We start from the raw sequence: 21,962 nt of genomic DNA, 5'->3' as shown, positions 1-21,962 counted from the left end.
AACATTTTCAGATTTGTTTTAATTTTTATTAGTAAATAAGATGCGGCCGCCCTGGGTGTAGAGCAACTTGCAGCAAATACCTGGCAGATTTTCGAGCATTCCACCCCGACCACCACCATGATTGCTTCTGCCGTGCGTCGTGCCATTGCTGAGTTTGGGGGGTCGATTGGTGCTGTGTTTGTCGATTATTTGCAGCAAATTCCTTTGGAGTCGGGCGGGAATATGGCCCATGAGGTCGGTAAGATTACTCGACAGATTCGAGCGATCGCCAAAGAACACAAAATCCCGGTTTTCTTGGGCTGTCAAATCAACCGGGGGAATCAAACAACTGCTGACAAACGCCCCAACCACCATTTACTTTTGGACAAAACAATTATTTGTTAACGTTTCTGGTAAATATGAAACTTTGACAGTAAAAAGTTTTTCATAAGTTTTTTATTCCCTTCTATGCCAATCTGTTCAAATCCAGACTGCTCCATCAACTGTTTTGTTTTATTGCTATCAAGAATTAACAAATCAGCAGTTGTATCGCTAATTATTTCACCATTGTTTTCTCTGATCCATATATACTGCTTTTTAACGCCTGTATCTGTTTTTGAAACTTTGACCTGATGGATTATGTCTCCTGGTAATTTTTCTACCCTATCTATATGCATACCTTGAGCGCTCAGAACCAATAGACCATTCATTTTCAGATGTTCAGCAACACGCCTTAATGCTATTACATTATTCTCAAAACTATTAATACTACTACATAGTAAGTATTCATTGTCGGTATTTGTATCTAAAAAAAACCAAACGCCGCTATTTGTATAAGCTAGATCGAAACTCTCTTCCAGTTGCATATTAAGAACATCAGATTCGACTAATTTAATTTTATTTTCCAGTCGTTTTTTTGCGACATCTAACATTTGTTTAGAAATATCAATTCCTGTAAAGCTACAATTCGGTTTTAGTTTTAAGACTCTTTCTGCTACTAGACCTGTACCTACTCCTATCTCTAGTATATTATTATAGTCTCTAATTATAGGAAACAGAGATTTAACAACCTCATCGTGGTACTCAGTGTAAATATATTGAAATAATAAATCATAATAGTTTGCTGGATTGTCGGCAAATTTATTCATAAAACCCTCGTCAAAGTCGGCAATTGAAGCGAATAAATCTTATAGGTAGGTATTAATTATACTTGACTGTAGACTCAAGTCAATTACATTCTGTAGACCGAAAAGTTTGGCGATCGCTTTTTATAAAATTCGCTGTGCAATCGCAGGATTAATTGACGCAGAAATTTGTAATAATGCTCTTAATTAGAGTTTAATCTTAGTTCTATAAACCTAATAAATTAATTATAAATATTTACTTTACCCTACATAAAACTTAAGGTTTTCACGCAACGTATAGTCGAGTTCGCTCATCAATATCAATCGAAAAGAGCCAAGATAAGCTGGAGTTAAACGAGCGTTCGCAGTGGTTACAAGCAAAAAGATTAATCCGTAAATTTTACTTTTTTGTCTTAATTGTATAAACAATAAAATAATCGATACAGAATGGCACTAACATATTGACATCCTTTTTAAACAACTGCTAGCAACACTAGAAAACAAAGTAATCAAGCCTTGCTTTGCATTTTCAATCGCTCCTGCTCATCATCCAACCAGCTCTGCACCACAAACGCTGCTCTACAGAGTCTTGAGGCTATCTTGGTACAATTGACGAAAAATCGGTCTTGAAGTGCGATGTCACTCGACTTGCTGCTGTGCATCAGGAGCACCCATCACCATTCATCCCTCAACGATTCCAAACCAACATTCAAAGCCGCTTCTGCACTGTAATAAATCTTTTGCTCTCCGAAAATACCACCTGTGCGGCTGATGACACGAAACTGCCAGCATTGTCCAGGCGTATAAAAGACGATTAGGACACTGCCGTTGATACAAAGCACAGTATCAACTGTAAGGGAGGACATTTGTTGGTTGCATGATTAATGTTCTAATTCAATAATTCTTTGAAAAAGATAGCCTGCTCCTCTAGCAGTAATAATTAATTCTGGATTGTTGGGGTCATCTTCTAGTTTTCCCCTCAATCGGGAGATATGCACATCCACTACACGAGTATCTGCATGTTGTTCTGAGGTATAACCCCAAACAAGCCGCAACATTTCTCTACGGTCAAAGGACTTTCCTGAGTGACTCACCAACAACTCTAGCAGGCTATACTCTAGACCCGTCAACCGAATTCGCTCATCACCTTTGTAGACAGTTCGCTTATTTGTATCAATTTTGAGAAAGCCTACTTCAATCACTCCTGAATTGGGAACGCCAGCAGCACTTGTTTTGCTACCCCGTCGTCGCAATACTGACCGTATTCGCGCTTCTAGTTCTTTTGGTGAAAATGGTTTAACTATGTAGTCATCTGCACCTAACTCCAGCCCAGTGATTCGGTCAGCAACGTCTGCCAGAGCTGTAAGCATGATAATTGGGACATCAGTCTGTTTGCGTAATTCCTGGCACACACCGTAACCGTCTAGCTTTGGCATCATTACGTCTAAAACGATTAAGTCTGGGGCAGCGGAACGAAACACTACTAATGCTTCTTCGCCATCACCAGCCGTAACCGCATCGTAACCAATCATGGAAAGACGCGTCATCTATCACCAGGATTTTTTCTTTATAGCTTTCCACGTTTTCAATACTTGTATGCAGTTAGAAAATCATGATATTCGAGCAATCCACCCTTTGAAGCGTTGCTGCAATATAATTTTATTCCTGCTTCTGCTCTGAAGTATCTGTGGCCCGGGTAGCGAAGCGATCGCTCTATTCGTCCATCCAGAACAAAAGTACTTGAAAGGTCGATGATAAGCTGATTTCGATGGATAGTGTTCCCAAGGGAAAATCAAGGACTCATAAGGTTTGTGGAAAACTTTTCGGTCTACTGAATCTATGTAAGCCGTGGGAAAGTAGAAGTAACAACTCAAAGCACCTTCCCACAACCGGAGGATAGTATGAAGTCCGAAAAGAGATTAGGTAATAACTAGAAATAAATAAATTGATTGGAGTTAGTCAGACTAAGATCGAACTTATCCTTTACTAGGGCAACTAAGTCTGTACCAAAACGTATTCCCGTTCCTTCAACTCCATTAAGCGTCATACGGTCAAGCGAGTATTCACTTGAACTACCAGCTAGTTGAATACGGTCATACCCATAACCAGCCTGAAAGTCACGAATAATAGCATAGTCCGCATTACCTCCACCTTGATAATCCTGTATCGTACGAAGCACACCGTTGTACGTTACACGATAACCAAAGCTGAATGTATCACCTTCAGTTCCACCCCAAAGATTATCTACAGTATTCCTACTCTGATTAGAGAAATCAGAATAGGTAATCTTAGAGGCTGCACGTATAAGGTCATAACCCGCACCACCATAAACGCTATCATTATTAAAACCACCAACAAGGAGGTCGTCGCCATTGTCTCCATAGAGGGTATCATTACCTTCTTCTCCATAAAGGTCATCATTACCTCCACCACCACGGATAGTATCATTACCTATACCACCGAATATATAATCTCTACCATCCCCACCATTAGCTGAGTCTGTACCAGAGTATAAGTAAATCCTATCAGTATCTTGACCACCAATAACTGTATCATCACCATCACCAGCATCGACAAGATTAAACTCGTTACCGGTGATTAATTCAGCTCTGCCTAAGTCTATGTAATCGTTACCATTACCAGCGCGTACTGTGTCAGCACCATCGCCACCGTAAATTCTATCGTTACCATCATTACCATCAAGCCTATCATTACCACCTAAACCGTAGATAGTGTCATCACCACCCAAGCCTTGGATAGTATCAGCACTATTAGTACCAGTGAGCGTGTTAGCATTGTTATCGCCATTGATAATAGCCATATTTTGATTCTCCTTGAGTACACAGGTTTTAGTGAAGCACATTCATCAATGGAAATCAAAACCTTCATTGCCAACTGGAGTTGTTGAGATTGTGGATCTTTCTTCTTCTTCAATCTGTTTGTTTCTTCCGTCCAATACTCCAGGAATTTCAATGCCTTCGCCTGAGGTTCTTTACCTGCCTTACCGATTTACTTCCAGAATCAAAACCGAATCACTGGCTTGATGTTTTTATTAAATATCGCTTTGCGAGTTTTTACCTTGATGGAGTTTGTTGTCAGGCTTGCACTCCAACAAGCTCAAGATTCTTTGCAAGGTCTTTATGATGGCAATCCCAAGCGCAAAACGGATCGACCTTCTGCCGAGCAAATACTTAAGGCTTTTTGTCACATAACTCTTTACTTTCTCCCTGATTCTACGGTCTTCATTACACCTATCAACCAGCTTCAAAAACAAATTCTTTTTGCCATGAAAATGCCTGAATCCCTTTATGAGCTAGAGCTTAGGACCGTTACCTCATGCCCCGCACGTTTCAAGCCAATGCCCAAAGCACAGTATGGTTGCACATCGCCCCTAGAGCCTACTGTCAGGATTGTTATCTTGAGTTTTCGATTTGGTGGGGTGGATGAACTAGGGACCAATCGTGCTTCCTACTGGTAACTGGGGCTGTACTCATGAATTATACCCAATCCGCAAGTGGCTGGTGCGTTGCCCGCCAGGGGTTGGCGTAGCCATCGCTAAAATTCTGTCTGGGTAAGCTTTTGCTGATATTCCTGATATTCCTTATCTTTATGCTGCCAGTATTTATCTACAGTTTCTTTGGCAACCACAGCACTTTCATATTCATCTCCACCCTGGCTTATTAATCGCACTCTTGTTTGTTTACGTAAATCAGAAACTATTTTCCCATTCACTTTACGCGTTTTTGACCAGTCTAAAACTGGTTGTGAATAAGAACTATTGTTAATATATTTTTCCGAAATAATTTCTGGTAAACTGTACCCCCTTAGTTCCGATATCCAGTGATAAATAAAACTTCCGTCTGGGTCTTTCTCGGAAATATTTTTGTTTGGATTATATATTCTAAAAGTATCGCTTAATGGATTAGTTACACCTGCTTGCATCTGCCACTGCCAATTATCAATTGCTAAATCACCATCTACTAAATAATTCATATAATTTTTAGCTCCGTGATGCCATGAAATCCCACAGTTAATTGTCAAGAATGTGGCACACATTGCCCTCATGCGAAAGTTCATCCAGCCCATCGTTTTTAATTGGCGCATACTTGCATCAATTAATGGGAATCCTGTCTGACCCTGTTGCCACGCCTGAAACAATTCTTGTTTAGCTGGTGATAGCGGTTCTGGTGTATATAGATTATCAAATTCTTCATAACGATTCTTGTAAGCAATTTCTGGATAAAAATACAGCCTTTGAGTGAAGCTATCATGCCAGCGCAAACGCTCCCGGAATGCTTTGAGTGAAAATTCTGCTTTAGGGTGATTCTTTAGTTCTTCGGCTCTGAGTTTAGTTTTTTGATAGACACTGCGAACCGAAATAGTTCCGAAAGTCAGATGAGGAGATAAGTGTGATGTTGCACCCATTTGTGACAACATCGGACGCGACAGTTTCCAGTGATACCCCTGGTATCTACTTCTCAAAAATGAATCTAATTTGGACAAAGCTTGCGTTTCTCCACCAGGGAAGTATACTTTCTCTACTGACCAAAAATGCTGATACTTTTGTTTGAGTTCTTCAAAAGTTAACTGCGGTAAGTTCATACTTATATCAGGTGTATTAATAGTTTGAGGGACTTGATGCTGCACTCTGCGTTGATATATATAGTAATCCTCAAACCATTTGTCACGCTTATCTTCTAGCTGTAAGAAGTTATTTAGCCCAATCTGATAATCGAGCTTTAATTCTTTGTAAAAATCGACTATTGCTTTATCTCGACTGATACCGTACTCTACCTGTACATCCCTGTTAAACCAAAGCTTTGGTCTATACCCACAGTTCATTAACTGTTTAGTCAACTCTTGCAATATTTCTCTAGAATTGCCTTCAAATAAGTATAATTTACTTCCTAATTTTCTCAAGTTTCTGTCTAAGTTTTCTAATGATTCAAACAAAAACCTGACTCTACTTTTTCCCACATCAGCCCAGGTATAAAACCAAGGATCAATAACAAACAATGGTAAAACTGCTGCACTCTCACCAGTTGCCAAAGTTACTATCTCGTTATCCGTTAGCCGCAAATCTCGACGGAACCACACAAGGTGCATATTTCAACTTTTTCTGCTTACAATACATTTGTACCAAATTACTTGGAAGTTCTCCTACTCTCTTCAAGAGATTGCTTACAACTCATTCACCACGTATTCAAACAGTGGCAGTTGTATTACTTGTGTTTGTTTCGCTTTTTCTAAATTCGACAATGCAATTCCTAGCAACCTAATGCTGGGGGTTTCCATCTCAACCGCCTCAAACAGTTCTGTGGCTGTAGTGATTATGGCATCCAAATCACAGGTGTAATTAGGTAAAGTCTTGCTGCGTGTGATTTGTTGATAATCAGAAAATTTGATTTTTAACGTTAACGTGCGTCCCCTTGTAGAATTTTGTTCTAGGCGTTGCTGGACAATTTGGGCAATTTGTTCGAGTTCATATAACATTTGAGCGCGATCGCTCAAATTAACCGCAAACGATGTTTCTGCACCAATCGACTTGCGGACTCTGTTCGGCTCAACCGATCGATCATCCTCTGCCCTGGCTATTTTGTAATAATAATGCCCCACCTTCCCAAAATGTTGAGTCAGTTCAGACAGCGATCGCTGCTTCAAGTCTGCGCCAGTATGTATACCCAAAGAGTGCATCTTGGCTGCTGTCACTTCTCCGATGCCATGAAACTTTTCAATCGCTAACCCTTCCACAAAAGCTGCCGCATCTTCCGGTAAAATCACCGTTAATCCGTTGGGTTTGTTCTGTCCTGATGCCATTTTTGCCAGGAACTTGTTAATCGACACGCCTGCTGTTGCTGTTAAGTTTGTTTCTTTGAGTATTTCTACTTTAATGTACCGAGCAATAGTGGAAGCATACATAACATTTTGTTTATTCTCGGTCACGTCCAAGTATGCTTCATCTAGGGCTACTCCTTCGATTACATCAGTGTAACGTTTGAAGATATCGTGAATTTGGGCAGACACTTCTCGGTAAACATCAAATCTTGGTCTAACAAAGATTAATCCTGGACATTTGGCTGCTGCTGTGACTGATGGCATCGCTGAGTGGATGCCAAACTTTCTTGCCTCATAGCTGGCTGCTGCTACCACACCCCTTTGATTTGGACTGCCACCAACTACTAATGGTTTGCCTCGGTATTGCGAGTTGTCCCGTTGCTCAACCGATGCGTAAAAAGCGTCCATGTCTACGTGTATTATCTTCCTCCAGGGCTTAGGAGTTAAGGCATCGCACATTTATACTTGTGGCTATTCTTCCAAAAAATTGATAGTTTGATATTTAAAAAATTTACTCCTAATATAGTACATTAGCACTATTATCTGATTTTCATCTGTTTAGGTATTAAAAAATTACATCTAAAAGTAATTTTTTGGCTAAAGCTAAATTTGAAAATGGTTTGGATAGTTTTTCACCCAGCTTTTTTCACACAAGCTGAAGTATTTGTTAATCGTTAATACATAACAAATAATTTTTCAAAAATTGATTTTATTCAAAATCTATATTTTAATAATTGTAATTTTTTTAAGTACCAGAGCAACAAATCCTATTTATAAACAACGCAGCCATACATAAAAACTGATTCACTGGCTTCTACTGTCTGTGCCCCAACTTCATCTTGCCATAGAGAAACTGGTAAAATACCTGGCTTAGTTAATTGCCATCTTCCAAGCAACGGTTCTATTGTGCTAGGATTTCGCAAATACAAGTGTGCGTTTAATGAGTCCATTAGTTGAAGCAGTTGCGGATATTCTGCTGCCGCTTCTCCATCAAAATCTAACGCAAGCATACTTCCTGCTGGCGACCAGTCGTAAAGTTTCTCCAGTACCACAGTTAAAATTTCATCAGGAATAAAAGCACACACGCCTATCAAAACTATTCCTAACCTTTGCACTGTTCCCAACACATTAACCATCACCGATCGATCTAAAGTTTCCAGCCTTGTAACATCGCAAAATGTGTAGTCAGTTTTTGAGTTATTAGCTAAGATTCTACGACCTAGTTCAATATTAGCTCGATCTATATCGGTATACAATACTAATGCTTCGGGCACTGCTTCATGAACATTCCCACAGGTTGGTAACCCTGAGCCAAATACAACAAACTGGTTAATCCCTTGAGATTCAATGTAACGAGATACACGCCCAATATAGCCTCTGAGTGTTTGAAACACTTGTGGGCTGTCAGGGTAGACTTGCTCAAATACACGAGCTGACTCAACATCAATCTCAAAGTGATGAGAACCCCCCAGCCAATAATCAATAATTCTGGCTGTATTAGGAACTGCTGGAATTTCCATTTTGATAAATACAAAAAAGTAGAGATTGCATTTCTATTTATATGAGAAACTCTACGTTTTTGCTAACATCTGTATCAATTCCCTCAAATCCCTTATGTGGTAAGAGTTTATCATTAGCTTCGATTTGCAAGATTTTAACATTACCTTTTGTGCTTCCACTCAATCTTATACTCCTTCTCCATCACCCCCAACAGCACAGCAACTGCTCAAAACAATGCTGCCAGAGCCGAATTACCAAAGGTGACCCAGCACAACAGCACAGCGAGCGCCCTTGTGCAAAATTAGTTCTGGGTAAAGGACTTGCCATTAAGTTATCTTTTTGAATCTAACTAACCTTTGTCTGACAAACAGTTACATTTAAAGATAGTCTCACATCCTCATCGTGCTTTCACGATTGGTTTAATGGAATCGCAAAATAACCTACTCTCTAATGTATTTTTCAGAGCTAACACCTTTAGGAGCGCTATTGCAAACCCCAGACCCTGTTTGTGAAATGCTTACAATGGTAACTGAGATTCGCGGCATAACGGCTCCGGTCAGAGGTTGCTAAAAACTCGAACTCAGCACGAGCGGCTTTCTTCAATCCCCTACACTGCAATTGTTAGACATCAGAAATGAACAAACTAACACTTTTACTATCATCAGATAGTTTAATCATTCGCTCAAAGCTTAGCCCTAGTTTTTTGAGCAGCTTTGCTGAACCATAATTGTCCGGTGTAGTGATAGCGACAATACGAGTTAAGCCGAAGGTTCTTCTCCCATACATGATGACAGCACAAGCAGATTCATAGGCGTATCCTTTTCCCCGGAACTTAGGAAGAAAGGCAAACCCAACATCCACATCCTCCAAGGAATCTCTTTTTATCAAACCGCAAATTCCAATCGACACTCCTTTTTCCTTTAGCTCAACCAAATACAGCCCGAAGCCAAGACGCTCATACATAGCGACCGGATTCTTCAAAATATATTCACGAGCATCATCAAGGGTTCTCACACTTTTATCACCAATAAAGCGCAACCACAGAGGGTCATTCAATATCTCAAGAATGAACTTACTATCTTCAACTGTCAACCGACGAAGAACTAAACGCTCTGTTTCAAGAAGTCTCATAGTCGAACACCTTGTTATTGATGTCTAACTATTTATTATATGAACACGGGATAGGACATAATTTATGATTACAAGAAATTAAATAGAGGACTTTTAAAGTCTTGTCCCCTGGTTTATATAAAAGTTTGATATGTAAATAGACATCTCCAAAATAGTAATATTCTGTGGTAAAAGAACATTATGAAAAGTTTTTGACACAAAAACATGAGTGACATACTGAAGTACATTGAAGATAATCCTAAAGAAACACAGAGGTTAATTGGTTTGGAGTATGAACAGTTACAACAGTTAATCCAGAATGCAGAACGGTTACATAATGAAAAACAGGTATTGTTAGAATCCAAGAAAGTTAGAATTATTGCTGGTGGAGGAGGTCGTAAACCAAAATTATCTATGACCGAACAAATAATTTTAACTTTGGTTTATCTGCGACACATGATAACCTTTCAACTTCTGGGCATCCAGTTTGGAGTAAGTGAGTCTACAGCCAATGATACGTTTAATTATTGGTTGCCAAACTTGCGAGAGTTGCTACCATCCAGCTTGCTTGAACAAGTAAAAAAAAACGCCTCTGACTATGAAGTAGTAAAAGAAATACTCACAGATTATGAATTAATAGTAGATAGCTATGAACAAGTCAGAGAAAGACCTGGAGACAATAATGAGCAAAAGAAATATTTTTCAGGTAAGAAGAGTAATCACACATTTAAAAGTCAACTGATTATCTTACCTGATGGTAGTGATATTGTTGATGCTGTGGCAGGTGAGCCGGGGCCAAAAAGCGATATAACTTTGTTCCGAGAATATCGCTCGGAGTTTGACTCTCAACAAAGATTTAAGGGAGATAAAGCATATGTTGGAGAGGATTTAATTATAACTCCAATTAAAAAACCAAAAAATAGAGAATTAACACCTAAACAAAAAGAAGATAATAAAGCTTTTTCATTTCAACGCATTTTTGTTGAACATCGAATTCGGTCAGTCAAGATATTTCGAGTTGTCCAAGAGAGATTTAGGTTAAATCCCCACAAATATGAACAAGTGATTTTGACGATTTGTGGGCTAGTAAGATTACGAATTAAAGCGCTAATCTTACCATTAAAAATATCGGCTATATCATCAGGTTAATATTACCGCACATAACTAAATATTTTTGCCTAATTATTAACAGTAAATATCTCAAAGTCTTATTTTATCGTACAGACTAGCTAATTTAGGATGATTGCATTTACGGACTATAGCTTAGCCATACAAAGGCTTTGAGTGTTTTCGGAGATGTCTGAACTGCTTTTAGTTTTTTTACCTCGGATGTTGTAGCTCGTTGTATGAGAATAGTAATAAAATCAATGTCGCTCAAGTATGGGTTAAAGGCATTAAGTGCAATAGAACCATGAATGTAAAAGCCTTCTATCAGACCCGGAAGTTCGATTTGTAATAACAACAAATAATCATTTAATACTGGACGAATACATTCTGGGATACGAGTATCCATATCTAATAAACCGCATTACCTTTATTTTTAATCTTGCGCTCCCATTTAATAATAAAATCACCTTTATTGACAGGCTATCTGGCATCACGCTCCGCTTACGTGCCCAAAAAGCAATCCACACCCATGCAACAAGAAGCAATTTGTTCGAGTTCTTGCAACATCTGACTGTCCTTTGAATCATAATTTGGGAAAATTTTTGAACCATAAATCGAGAAACAGTTAACGTGATTTCGGGCTTTCTCACTAATCAGAACATAAAACTTTGAATCAAATCATGAGAGAGAGTTGAAATTCTGAAGCATAATTAAAAAATGAGTTAAAAAAATACAATTGAATGAAACTTGCACAAAAAATCTCTGAAAAAATTGCGCTAACTTAAACTTTTAATTCAAAATATGGTTCAAAATTCCAAGATATGCTTCACTTAAAACCATGACTCCGTAGTTTTTTCTTGTGTCCTGAAAGCCTAAAACTGCCTCCTGGCAAAGAGAAACACTCTTTTCTTGAATAAAAAACTCTCATGACAGACGATGAATTTGACCATTGGTGTAAGCAACAGCAACTAACGGCACAAACACTCTTACTAATCGCCGCAATTCGCGCTGCCCCACCTTCTCGCAGAGTACAAGGACGCGCCAAGAACGTCAGTGGAGTTTACCCTAGCCGCAAAATGGGTCAAACCATTCAATTTGAAAGCCACACAGTAGAACTGTGGGCGATTTATCAAATGGAACATGATCCTATTGTGCTAGAGTTCTACGACCAACCACCGCCATTTAAAATTCAGTACCAAAACCAAAACGGACGAAAAATAGGTCATTACCATACCCCAGACTTCTTCGTGCTGCGGACGACGGGTGCAGCCTGGGAAGAATGGAAAACCGAAACCGAATTAAAACGACTAGCCCAAAAATACCCCTCACGCTACCAAAAAACTGAAACTGGTCATTGGCATTGCCCACCAGGAGAAGCTTACGCCGCATCATTTGGACTCACATACCACGTTCGCACCGATACCGAACTAAATCCCGTATTCACCCAGAACCTAATGTTTTTAGAAGACTACTTTAGGTTCAGTGTCAATATCCCCCACTCCATTACAGAACAAATCTCTTCAGCAGTTCAAGCCACCCCAGGAACAACCATTGCCGCCACACTTGCAAGCATACCTGGAGTACGTGCTAACGATATCTACGCCATGATTGCCACAGAGCAACTTTATGTAGACTTGTATGCAGTCCCCCTAGTGGAGCATTGGCGAGTTCAATTATGGGCAGACCAACAAACTCATGCTGCTCATACACATTTAGCCATAGGGACAACTGGGCATCATCAACAAATCATCTCGCCCACAACACTTTTGCCCAATACCTTATTAGTCTGGGACTCACAACTTTGGACTTTAGTTAACTTGGGCGAGAAGACAACCACACTTTTACCCGAAGTTGGGCAACCAATGCAGTTGCCCACAGCATTTTTTCTGCAATTATTTGATAGTGGCACTATCAACATTCATACTTCAGAAACACACGCAACCATAAATGAAAAAGTGCGTGAATTGATGGATGCTGCCTCACCTACGGATCTACAAAGAGCCAATCGCAGATTTCATCTAGTACAAGCATATTTCCAGCACCACACAGACATATATAAGGACATACCTCAAAGCACCTTGTCTCGATGGGTCAAACAGTTTCGGGAAGCAGAAGCCACTTTTGGTTGCGGTTATGTTGGGTTGCTGCCGCGTACCGCCAGTAGAGGAAATCGCCAACCCAAAGCACCAACGGATGCAAGCAAATTATTAGATCAATTTATTACCGAACATTTCGAGACACCAAGACAAGCTCCCGCCGCTTCCGTTTATCGCGCCTATACAAGAGCCTGCTGTACTGCTAACATCCCTCCACTGAGTCAGCGCACATTTTATACTCGGCTAAAAAAGCGTCCCATCCATGAGCAGACTTTAAAACGTCAGGGGGCAAAAGCTGCATACGCAACCGAACCGATTGTTTTAGAACTAGCTAAAACCACCCCCCGGCATGGAGACAGACCCTTTGCCATCTGCCATCTTGACCACACCCAACTCGACATTGAATTACGCTCTCAAGTAACTGGTCGGAACTTAGGACGACCTTGGCTAACCTTACTGATTGATGCCTATTCCCGACGCATATATGCAGTTTATCTCACCTTTGACCCACCTTCTTACAGGTCTTGCATGATGGCACTAAGGTTGTGTGTCCAGCGTTTTAGTCGTTTTCCCCAATCCGTAGTTGTAGATGGCGGCAAGGAATTTCATAGCGTTTACTTTGATACCTTATTAGCACGCTACCACTGCATTAAAAAGACAAGACCTGGAGGTAAACCCCGTTTTGGTTCAGTAGTGGAGCGATTATTCGGCACAACAAATACGGAATTTATTTTTAACTTACTGGGCAACACCCAAGCCAGTAAGCAGCCACGTCAATTGACCAAAGTTGTTGACCCCAAACAACTTGCCGTTTGGACATTGGCAGATTTATATACTTACCTGAGTGAGTGGGCATACACTATTTATGACATTAGCGTACATGATACCTTGGGTGAGACACCATTACAAGTTTATACCGACGCTATCGTTGCTACAGGGGAGAGGGAACACCGACACATTGCATACAACGAAGACTTCCTCATGGCAACACGCCCTAGTACACCCAAAGGCAACGCTAAAGTCCAGCCGGGACAGGGAATTAAAGTCAATTATCTTTATTACTGGAACGATGCTTTCCGCAATCCGGTTGTCGAAAAAACCAAAGTCAGTGTGCGCTATGACCCTTTTGACATGGGTGTAGCTTATGCGTACTTAGAGGGAAGATGGGTCAAATGTATCTCCCAGTATTACAGCACCTTTGCCGGACGCACAGAGAAAGAAGTGCTGTTAGCTGCCCAAGAAATTAGACAACAAGATAAGCGTAATGCTGTGAGTACAAATATCTCTGCCAAACGCCTTGCAGACTTCATCGCGGCGGTGCAAGAACATGAAATCTTACTCATGCAACGATTACGGGATTTGGAAGCTGTTGGGGTACTGGAAAATTTAACGCCCAATAAGGAAGGTGTACCCCAGTTCCCCCCAGTCAGCATTCTTGAGCCGACTATGGAAGCACACAGTCAAGATGACGAACAATTGCCAGCACTGCAAAACAACGTTGAACTGTTGGATCTCACACGACTGCCGATACTAGGGGAATACCGTTAATGGACAATTTGGAGAGCCTTAATCAAAGCGGCGAAATGCAGTCGAAACTCACTCAGTTTAAGGAGTATGCAGTTTTACATCCCCAGTTAGCACGGGTAGATATGCTCTTGATGCGTGCGATTCGAGAACCCGCCGGATTTGCTCATGTGTTGGTGTATGGGCCAAGTGGTGTGGGTAAAACAACGATGATTCGCCAGATTGCTAAACGGTTAAATAAGAATTTACCCGAACAGTTACAGTTACCCGGTGTTTCCAATTCATTGAGCTATCGTAACGGCTCTCAGCCCCCAATACCATTATTACTGTTAGAAACACGACCACCGGATGGTGGAGTGTTTAATCGGGCAGATTATTACCGCACTGCGCTGAAACTTTTGGGAGAACCATTCTATGAGCGGCGGATGCTGATAGATATTGACGCGGAACAAACTTGGGAGAAGAAAGGACGTGGGCGGACTAAAACAGCCCAGTTCAATGATTCGCCTGAACTGCGCCACGCATTAGAAGAAGCGATGACCAAACGTGGAGTACGGGCAGTGATTTTGGATGAAGCACAGCACTTAATGAAGATTGGGACTGGTGCAAGTGCTGGTAAGCTTTTAGACCAGTTGGACTGGATTAAGTCCATGACCAATGTTACGGGTGTGCTACACATTCTGATTGGGACTTATGAACTGCTGAATTTCCGCAATTTAAGTGGTCAAGCATCCCGGCGGGGACTGGATATCCATTTTCCGCGTTATTTGTATCAAAATGAACTTGACCGCCAAGATTTTCAAGCTGCATTATTGGCACTTCTGATGCAAGTACCTATGAATGTGGATGTAAAAGAGCTAATGCAGCATTGGCTTTATTTTTATGAGCGTTCCATTGGTTGTGTTGGGGTACTCAAGGACTGGCTCATCCGGGCTGTGGCGGCGGCATTGCATGATGGACACGATACTCTGAGTTTAGAACAATTCCATGAACATACGCTCTCTCTTGCCCAATGTGAACGCATGGCGCTGGATACTACTGAGGGTGAACAAAAACTTAGTTACATGGAAAGTCGTCGTGAACATTTGTGGCATTTGCTACAGATGGGAATGGGTTCTACATCTGTGCCAAAAACTGCGGTGGATTTATCAAAGGGCGCAGCAGATGTGGTTGCATCGCCCTCGAAATCTGACAAACCACCATCCCCAACAAAGCGGACTCGTAAAAAGCCCGTTAGTTCTACGGCCGATGAAACGGCTTCCACAACACCAGATGAAATTCCTATCGAGCCAGCCCCCAAGAAAAAACAAACTCGCAAGAAGACGAAACCAGCTGATTCTTTAATTAGCGAAACACCACTAGAAACAAATATTACCGCCAGTCACACGGTAGAAAAGAAGACGATTGATGATGAAGCCGCAACTCAACAGGAAACGCCTAAAACGCCTAAAAAGTCTTCCCAACGTGTTGGGCAACGCAAACCTAAACGAGATACTGTAGGACTTCAGTGAACATCAAAAAATTCAGTAGTAAACAGTTTTTATCAAAGGTATCAGTTTTTCAATAAAGTTCGTATCAATATTAAAGGAAATTATTAATTAATGAATTTATCTACTTTACCTATAGAATTTGAATTAACAGCCGCAAAAATCCCATCAGATCATTATCCACACTCTCGCTTTAAATTAACAGCAGAAATTGAAAAAGGTTTTATAACAATTGATTTTCAAGGCTACTTTACCGAAAGTTTTAATCCGAAAAATCGTCCTCACTCTAATCCTATTAGTGAAGCTTATCGAAATAATAAGATTGATTTTCGGCTATTTTGGTCTGGGGAATATTTAGCGTTATCTGGCTGGTGGAGAACTGCAATTCTATCGCTTGAGTACACTCCAATACGACAAAAATGGTTGAACGAAGACGGTGAGGAAATTCTTCGTCCTTATCCAGATGGTGATAAGTTTGAGGCAATTGCTGCTTCTTTTTACCCGATTTTACAGCAGTATTTCCCAACTTGAAGATTATGTCTAAAAAGAAAAGTAAAATTAAAAACAATAGTTACTAAGATTGGCATCTACCCAACCACAGCATAAGTATTTCAGCGTTCATGTGACAAAAAAGGAATTATGACTAAATATTTCAACGAGAAAACAAAGCAGCCCTGCATAATTATTGAACACAGTATTGCAAACGCCCCTTATTGCTTGGTTGAGTATGCGGGCGGCATACGCACAACTGAGCATTTTGCAAATTTGAAGAGAATCAAGGTTGAAGTTATAAGATAGGAAAAAGGGCGAATAGGAATTTTATACAATGAGAATTACTGAGATTTACGTTAGGAATAATTGTTTAGTATTTTGTACCGATGATGGATGTAAATCAATTTATCATTTATCAAATATTGTTGTAGATACAGGCTTATCAATAGATTCGCTCTCTCCCGAAAACCTACCAGAATCAAGAGTAAAAACAATTATTGAAGCTGAAGGTGAACAAATAGCAATAATTGAAATCAAAGGCCCAGTTGGTAGATTAGAAAATGCGGAAAATTGCCTTGAGGCTAACTATAATGAAGCTACTCACAGTTGCTCTTATTGCTTTTCCGGGCAAATAAACAATATCTTAAATCAACTTTTTAGTTAACTTTATGATAAAAATGAAACACCGTGGTATAAGTATTCAAACCTACCAAGATGACATTACAAAATTTTGGTACGCTACAGCAAAACACCCCAAAGAGAAAGGCGCAAGCTTAAAATCTCATGCTGATTATCCCACCCAAGAAGCTGCACAAAAATATATGTGTGGCGTGTTAGATGCAATCTTAGATCAGTGTTCTGCTTGTGCTGGGGAGGGAAAGGTCTATCGCTGGTTGGGCGATCAGTCGCCTCAAAAATGCAATTGGTGTAATGGCACTGGCAACATTAAAAATGTACAACAAATGACATTTTAGGAACCATGAGTAAATGCCCAATAGGATTAATTTGTGAATTTTTTGATTGTGATAAGAAACAATGCTTTCAATTAGTTAAACCGTGGCCATTACCTTATTGCGATAGATCCTTTGATATTGAATGGCGTACAAAGTGGGGCTTTTTGGTGGAAATCCCTCAATACAATGATAGCTACACTGGCGATCCAGACAAGGACGAATCAATTCATAGGTACAACGAATGGGTTGGGCATATTCGACAAGAGCTTTGGTATAGCGGTTGGTGGGAAGCAATAAAAATACCATTACAGCCTCACCCAGACGGAGGTTTGTTAGTTACCGACCATCTACGGATGGAACAATCAGTTACTTTAGCTTGTTCATTAGACTATTACCAAGAACTAGATAGTGGCTTTGAGCCTCCAGTTCCTATACATGCTTATCAACGGCTTTACGGTAAGCAATACCTTGTTGAAGAAGAGGAAGGTCATATAAAAGATCCGCCCACTCTAAAAGATTACCATTTACTTTACGCTAGTAATTTTTTAGCGGGCTTTGATGATCTCTATCCAATTGAGGGGTTCACGGGCATGAAGTGACGAAATGAAGATTTTATATATAGCTAATAATCAATTACCAGACTTGCCAAGTTGATTACTCATCGGCTAACCACCATTTCCTAACTAGCAAGTGGTTGCTGTCTGACGCAACGATAATCCCTCATCAAGTGCTGCAATTACTTGGTAGATGTGATTTTTCTACTTTGACGCCGATTTCTGAAGCATAAAATGGTTAACTCTTTTTGAAGCATATCTTGAGCTAAAAGTTTATTTTATGATTCAAATCACACTGACTGACATCGCTTAAGTCCTGTGCAAACGAGGTTTCTGCACCAATTGACTTGCGAACCCGATTCGCCTCAACTGGGCGGTCGTCCTCTGCTCTGGCAATCTTGTAGTAATAATTACCTGCTTTACCAAAGTGGTGTGTTAGGTCAGTCAGCGATGCCTTCGGCAACGTCTCCGACGAACGCTGCTTCAAATCTGCACCACTATGAATGCCGAGTGAGTGCATTTTAGCCGCCGTCACCTCTCCAATCCCGTGGAACTTCTCAATCGGCAGCTGCTCTACAAAGGCGTAGACGCTTGCGGCTTGTCGTAGACATCGCTTCCTCCGGTAAGATAACAGTTAGTCCATTAGGTTTGTTCTGTCCTGATGCCATTTCATTTTTGCAAGAAACTTGTTAATTGACACCCCTGCGGTTGCCGTCAACTGAGTTTCCTGGAAAATCGCAGTTTTGATATGTCTTGCGATTGTAGAGGCGTAGGTTATATTCTGTTTATTCTCCGTCACATCTAAATATCCTTCATCTAAAGCGACCCCTTCCACCAAGTCAGTATAGCGTTTGAAGATAGCGTGGATTGCTCCCGAAACTTCTCGGTAAACGTCGAATCTCGGTCTGAGAGTGCAACGTCTTGAGAGCCTGCGTTCAATGGCGATCGCCCCCCCATACCAAATCTGGACGATCGCCCCTTGAAGGCCTTTGTTGCCGTTTTATAATGAAAGGATGCAAAAGCTTACCATCACCCGACCTGACGATTGGCATCTGCATCTGCGCGACGGTGCAGCACTCAAAGCGGTTCTGCCCTTCACGGTGCGTCAGTTTGCCCGCGCGATCGTTATGCCGAACTTGAAGCCCCCTATCCGCTCGGTGGCAGATGCCGCAGCGTATCGCGATCGCATCCTCGCCGCCATTCCACAGGGTCAACAGTTTGAGCCATTGATGACGCTCTACCTCACCGACAACACCAGCCCCGACGACATTCTCCGGGCAAAAGAATCCCAGTTTATCAAAGCTGTCAAGTACTACCCAGCCGGTGCAACAACCAACTCAGACTCCGGTGTGACGGATATTCTTAAGTGCGATCGCGTCTTTGAAGCGATGCAGCAGGTAGACATGCCGTTATTACTCCACGGGGAAGTGACCGATAACGATGTTGATACGTTCGATCGCGAGAAGGTGTTTATTGAGCGACATTTAATTCCCTTTAAGCAACGATTTCCCAACCTGCGGGTGGTGCTGGAGCATATCACCACCTCCGATGCGGTGCAGTATGTCCTGTCTGCCAACACTATCGCGGCAACAATTACGCCACAACATTTGTTGTTTAACCGTAATGCCCTATTCAAAGGCGGCCTTCGCCCCCATTTTTATTGCCTGCCCATTTTGAAACGGGAGGAGCATCGTCAGGCTTTGTTGCAAGCGGCAACATCGGGAAATCCGAAATTTTTTCTAGGTACGGATAGCGCTCCCCATACCCGCACCAGCAAAGAAAGTTCCTGTGGCTGCGCGGGATGCTTTTCGGCTCTGCACGCCCTTGAGTTGTATGCCGAGGCATTTGAAAGCGTCAATGCCCTGGATAAACTGGAGGCGTTCGCTAGCTTTTATGGCCCAGATTTTTATCAACTGCCGCGTAATACCGAGCGAATTACCTTGTCCAAAACGACTTGGCGCGTTCCTGATGAAGTTCCATTTATGGAATCTGGGCTTGTACCTTTGGGGGCGGGGCAGGAAATGACATGGCAAATGGTATGACATTTGCATTGTGCATCAGCCGTTGTGGAATCCTGTCGGTTATGAATACTTGCTGCACTATCACCGCTTCTGCTTCCCATCCAGCCCATACTCCCGTTCCATTGCCGCCAACAGCCTCGCCTGTAACGCTGACAGATACGGCTTCGCCTGTTTTCCCAACCCCTGCAATAGCCAATCTACAGACACGTCATGGTCTGCCACTTGATGTAACCGCCGCAATCGAAGGCATAGCTGTTGCATGAATTTACAATCATCATCCAGCAGTTCCAAGGATTTTAGGTGTTCTATCTTTACGGTATAGTCTTCATCCCAGGTTTGGATTGTGCAACTGTAATCCCCAACCTGAGTAATCACGCCCCAGCAACCGCCCTTGCCCCGCAAATCTGGGTTGTCTTTGGGTAAGAGAACACAGATTTCTCCCTCTCGGTAAGGGTTCGGGATTTTGGTTTGTTCTCGAATTCTATCTACAACGTCTTTAACTATGCGACCAGATGGAATTTTCCCACCTGCTTCTTTCACTGCTTGTTGCCAAACCGTCGCTTGTTCAGTGGGTTCTAGCTCTGCTTTGGCAACGGAACGCAATTGACGCTCACTACTTGGTAGAGGAATTTGCCGACCAATGGTCGGCAAATATTTCTGAATATTCTCATATACAGTAGTAGCAGATATCTTCAGGTAGGCAGCATCACGGCTATAACCAAAGCGATCGCGGCAATACTCCTCAAAGGTTCTATGCGTCGAACGGTAAAGGCGGCGATCGCGTAACTCCATCAACGCCTTACCCGCTTCAACAAAAGCCTGCTCGACTTTTCGCTCTAAATGCAAGCGGTCGCGCTGTTCATCCTCGGTAAGTTCTGGTACTTCAACCGCTGCCACTTCAACCGTGACTGAGCCTGGGTTGTCCTGTTCTTCTTTTGCAGGCTTAAGTGCTGACTTTGGTTTTGAGGAAGTTGCGGAGGTGGTCTTTTTACGAGAGGGGGAGCGGGTCATAGAGCCACCTCCGGTCTGAAGGCGATCTTTTTGTTATTTGCTCGTGGCATCATGGGGTTAGGTTTATTAGAAGTCCCCAGCCTTTGTTTACAGGTTGGGGTTTTCATTAGCTTCTTATATCTTTGCAGTGGTCGTCAATTGCAAGGCTTCTTCAACCGAACTCTCTTGCCTTGTTATCACTACTTGCCTTGGGCTGTCTAATCACTGACCATAAATGAGGCATTTATGTAACTTTAACTGCATCTATCTTTTTAAGATCGAGCTTTCACCACCCAGATAATTATGAAACCTATCATCAAAAAGCCTGAGTTCCGCGCTCTCAAAAAGTCTGTCGTTTCACAACCGTTACCCGAAGAATTGCCTGCGGTTGATACCACCGCCACTGCCGAAAGAGTCGAACAGCAACAGCCACCAGAAGAAATCGCTCATCTAGCCACAGAATATCCCACTTACCAATCCTCGGCGCAAAGTTATCCAGTTCTACAATCCGTTGGTAACACTGGCTGGCAGGTTTCTGATATCTGGCGTGATTTGCGAGTTGATGGTTTTTCTAATTAATAATCTATCTCTAGATAGTTGCAATAATTAGCGCACATATCACACATCTGTTTCAGTAATCAGCTAAAGTAGGCTACTAATTTGTTTGAGTATTTTACTGAGGATTGAAAAATTTGTAACAAGTTATCCTTATCCAGTAACTCTCACAGCAGTTTTTTCTCCCAAAAATGTCAGGAAATACTTTCGATACTGGTGTGTGCTGCTGTGGGATGTCCTGTGAGAGGCGGTTGGTGTTGGGTGTGGGCCAGGGCGATCGCAGTTTAAGTGCTCGTTAACTCAAAACCCGTCTTAGGAGAGATGACAGCAAAATCAGGACATCAATCAGGTATATTTTGCATGACCAAATCGTTAACTTCCGGGTCAAAATCAAGAACTTTTCTAGAAACTTCTGTTATCAAACTCTACAATGTATTTTTGTTTGGACAGAGAATTTCGTGAAGGGCGCAAAATCCAGTAGTTTTTATCGCTTATAAACCAACTTTATAGATTTATCTAGTTTATGCTCTTTAGAAGATTTGTTCCTCTCATCCCAAGACTTCGTTATCGAATTAATCGTTTCAAAACTTGAGCTATTTTGGCTTTTTGTTTTCTTTCGTCTCAACCCCAGTTAC

At 41.5% G+C, this 21,962-nt stretch carries 22 protein-coding genes and 1 pseudogene; 10 read left to right on the top strand and 13 right to left on the bottom strand.

Annotated elements, in window-relative coordinates:
- The first annotated feature begins 51 nt into the window (after positions 1 to 51).
- Entirely contained in the window at positions 52 to 384 is a 333-nt protein-coding gene (locus ACM0OY_RS28530; RefSeq protein ID WP_414572154.1) for a DnaB-like helicase C-terminal domain-containing protein, read from the top strand.
- On the opposite strand, the gene ACM0OY_RS28525 is transcribed toward ACM0OY_RS28530, so the two are convergent.
- The 9 genes and pseudogenes from ACM0OY_RS28525 to ACM0OY_RS28485 all read right to left on the bottom strand — a co-directional run bounded on the left by ACM0OY_RS28525 (position 381) and on the right by ACM0OY_RS28485 (position 9,569).
- Positions 381 to 1,127: a class I SAM-dependent methyltransferase gene (locus ACM0OY_RS28525; protein WP_414572151.1), complete on the bottom strand. Its 747-nt coding sequence runs from the start codon at positions 1,125 to 1,127 to the stop codon at positions 381 to 383. The genes ACM0OY_RS28530 and ACM0OY_RS28525 overlap by 4 nt on opposite strands.
- A gap of 650 nt (positions 1,128 to 1,777) precedes the next feature.
- The gene (locus ACM0OY_RS28520; protein WP_322733290.1) at positions 1,778 to 1,969 is read right to left on the bottom strand and encodes a hypothetical protein; all 192 of its coding nucleotides are present in this window, start codon (positions 1,967 to 1,969) and stop codon (positions 1,778 to 1,780) included.
- Positions 1,970 to 1,984: 15 nt separating this feature from the next.
- A pseudogene (gene rpaB / locus ACM0OY_RS28515) lies at positions 1,985 to 2,684 on the bottom strand (response regulator transcription factor RpaB).
- Positions 2,685 to 3,033: 349 nt separating this feature from the next.
- On the bottom strand, positions 3,034 to 3,924 hold the full coding sequence (locus ACM0OY_RS28510; protein ID WP_414572150.1) for a calcium-binding protein: 891 nt from the start codon (positions 3,922 to 3,924) through the stop codon (positions 3,034 to 3,036).
- 485 nt (positions 3,925 to 4,409) lie between these two features.
- Positions 4,410 to 4,487, bottom strand: a complete 78-nt coding sequence (locus ACM0OY_RS28505) for a hypothetical protein (RefSeq protein ID WP_414572153.1) — start codon at positions 4,485 to 4,487, stop codon at positions 4,410 to 4,412.
- 171 nt (positions 4,488 to 4,658) lie between these two features.
- The gene (locus ACM0OY_RS28500; protein WP_414572149.1) at positions 4,659 to 6,209 is read right to left on the bottom strand and encodes an FAD-binding domain-containing protein; all 1,551 of its coding nucleotides are present in this window, start codon (positions 6,207 to 6,209) and stop codon (positions 4,659 to 4,661) included.
- Positions 6,210 to 6,284: 75 nt separating this feature from the next.
- Positions 6,285 to 7,397: a DNA polymerase IV gene (gene dinB / locus ACM0OY_RS28495; RefSeq protein WP_414572148.1), complete on the bottom strand. Its 1,113-nt coding sequence runs from the start codon at positions 7,395 to 7,397 to the stop codon at positions 6,285 to 6,287.
- Positions 7,398 to 7,705: 308 nt separating this feature from the next.
- Positions 7,706 to 8,458, bottom strand: coding sequence for an SAM-dependent methyltransferase (locus tag ACM0OY_RS28490; RefSeq protein ID WP_414572147.1), 753 nt, complete (start codon positions 8,456 to 8,458; stop codon positions 7,706 to 7,708).
- Between the two features lie 601 nt (positions 8,459 to 9,059).
- Positions 9,060 to 9,569: a GNAT family N-acetyltransferase gene (locus tag ACM0OY_RS28485; protein ID WP_414572146.1), complete on the bottom strand. Its 510-nt coding sequence runs from the start codon at positions 9,567 to 9,569 to the stop codon at positions 9,060 to 9,062.
- 204 nt (positions 9,570 to 9,773) lie between these two features.
- Here ACM0OY_RS28485 and ACM0OY_RS28480 point away from each other — a divergent pair, with 204 nt between their 5' ends.
- Positions 9,774 to 10,697 (top strand): transposase, encoded by a 924-nt coding sequence (locus tag ACM0OY_RS28480; RefSeq protein ID WP_414572145.1) that lies wholly within the window; start codon positions 9,774 to 9,776, stop codon positions 10,695 to 10,697.
- Positions 10,698 to 10,797: 100 nt separating this feature from the next.
- Here the strand turns inward: ACM0OY_RS28480 and ACM0OY_RS28475 are convergent, their stop codons facing one another.
- Complete coding sequence (locus ACM0OY_RS28475) at positions 10,798 to 11,061, bottom strand: hypothetical protein (RefSeq protein WP_414572144.1); 264 nt, start codon at positions 11,059 to 11,061, stop codon at positions 10,798 to 10,800.
- 520 nt (positions 11,062 to 11,581) lie between these two features.
- Here ACM0OY_RS28475 and ACM0OY_RS28470 point away from each other — a divergent pair.
- From ACM0OY_RS28470 to ACM0OY_RS28445, 6 genes are all read left to right on the top strand, one after another.
- A complete protein-coding gene (locus tag ACM0OY_RS28470) occupies positions 11,582 to 14,299 on the top strand; it encodes a TnsA endonuclease N-terminal domain-containing protein (protein ID WP_190901070.1) in 2,718 nt (905 codons plus the stop codon).
- Positions 14,299 to 15,786, top strand: a complete 1,488-nt coding sequence (locus ACM0OY_RS28465) for an AAA family ATPase (protein WP_414572143.1) — start codon at positions 14,299 to 14,301, stop codon at positions 15,784 to 15,786. Before ACM0OY_RS28470 ends, ACM0OY_RS28465 begins: the two co-directional genes overlap by 1 nt.
- 90 nt (positions 15,787 to 15,876) lie before the next feature.
- Positions 15,877 to 16,293, top strand: coding sequence for a hypothetical protein (locus ACM0OY_RS28460; protein WP_414572142.1), 417 nt, complete (start codon positions 15,877 to 15,879; stop codon positions 16,291 to 16,293).
- 295 nt (positions 16,294 to 16,588) lie between these two features.
- A complete protein-coding gene (locus ACM0OY_RS28455) occupies positions 16,589 to 16,918 on the top strand; it encodes a hypothetical protein (protein WP_414572141.1) in 330 nt (109 codons plus the stop codon).
- A gap of 13 nt (positions 16,919 to 16,931) precedes the next feature.
- Entirely contained in the window at positions 16,932 to 17,228 is a 297-nt protein-coding gene (locus ACM0OY_RS28450) for a hypothetical protein (protein ID WP_414572140.1), read from the top strand.
- A gap of 5 nt (positions 17,229 to 17,233) precedes the next feature.
- A complete protein-coding gene (locus tag ACM0OY_RS28445; protein WP_414572139.1) occupies positions 17,234 to 17,806 on the top strand; it encodes a hypothetical protein in 573 nt (190 codons plus the stop codon).
- Positions 17,807 to 18,026: 220 nt separating this feature from the next.
- On the opposite strand, the gene ACM0OY_RS28440 is transcribed toward ACM0OY_RS28445, so the two are convergent.
- Both ACM0OY_RS28440 and ACM0OY_RS28435 read right to left on the bottom strand, forming a co-directional pair.
- A complete protein-coding gene (locus ACM0OY_RS28440; protein WP_414572138.1) occupies positions 18,027 to 18,281 on the bottom strand; it encodes a hypothetical protein in 255 nt (84 codons plus the stop codon).
- Between the two features lie 114 nt (positions 18,282 to 18,395).
- Entirely contained in the window at positions 18,396 to 18,701 is a 306-nt protein-coding gene (locus ACM0OY_RS28435) for a hypothetical protein (RefSeq protein WP_414572152.1), read from the bottom strand.
- Between the two features lie 73 nt (positions 18,702 to 18,774).
- On the opposite strand from ACM0OY_RS28435, the gene pyrC reads away from it, so the two are divergent.
- Positions 18,775 to 19,803 carry a dihydroorotase gene (gene pyrC / locus ACM0OY_RS28430; RefSeq protein WP_414572137.1) on the top strand — a complete coding sequence of 343 codons (1,029 nt, stop codon included), beginning with the start codon at positions 18,775 to 18,777 and terminating at the stop codon, positions 19,801 to 19,803.
- Between the two features lie 60 nt (positions 19,804 to 19,863).
- On the opposite strand, the gene ACM0OY_RS28425 is transcribed toward pyrC, so the two are convergent.
- Positions 19,864 to 20,793: a hypothetical protein gene (locus tag ACM0OY_RS28425; RefSeq protein WP_414572136.1), complete on the bottom strand. Its 930-nt coding sequence runs from the start codon at positions 20,791 to 20,793 to the stop codon at positions 19,864 to 19,866.
- A gap of 282 nt (positions 20,794 to 21,075) precedes the next feature.
- Here ACM0OY_RS28425 and ACM0OY_RS28420 point away from each other — a divergent pair, with 282 nt between their 5' ends.
- The gene (locus ACM0OY_RS28420) at positions 21,076 to 21,351 is read left to right on the top strand and encodes a hypothetical protein (RefSeq protein WP_414572135.1); all 276 of its coding nucleotides are present in this window, start codon (positions 21,076 to 21,078) and stop codon (positions 21,349 to 21,351) included.
- Positions 21,352 to 21,962: the final 611 nt, after the last annotated feature.

The organism is Nostoc sp. CCY 9925, from assembly GCF_963920935.1.
GTDB lineage: Bacteria > Cyanobacteriota > Cyanobacteriia > Cyanobacteriales > Nostocaceae > Nostoc.
The sequence above is the reverse complement of the archived record's forward strand: the minus strand, read 5'-3'. Positions and strand labels throughout refer to the sequence as shown.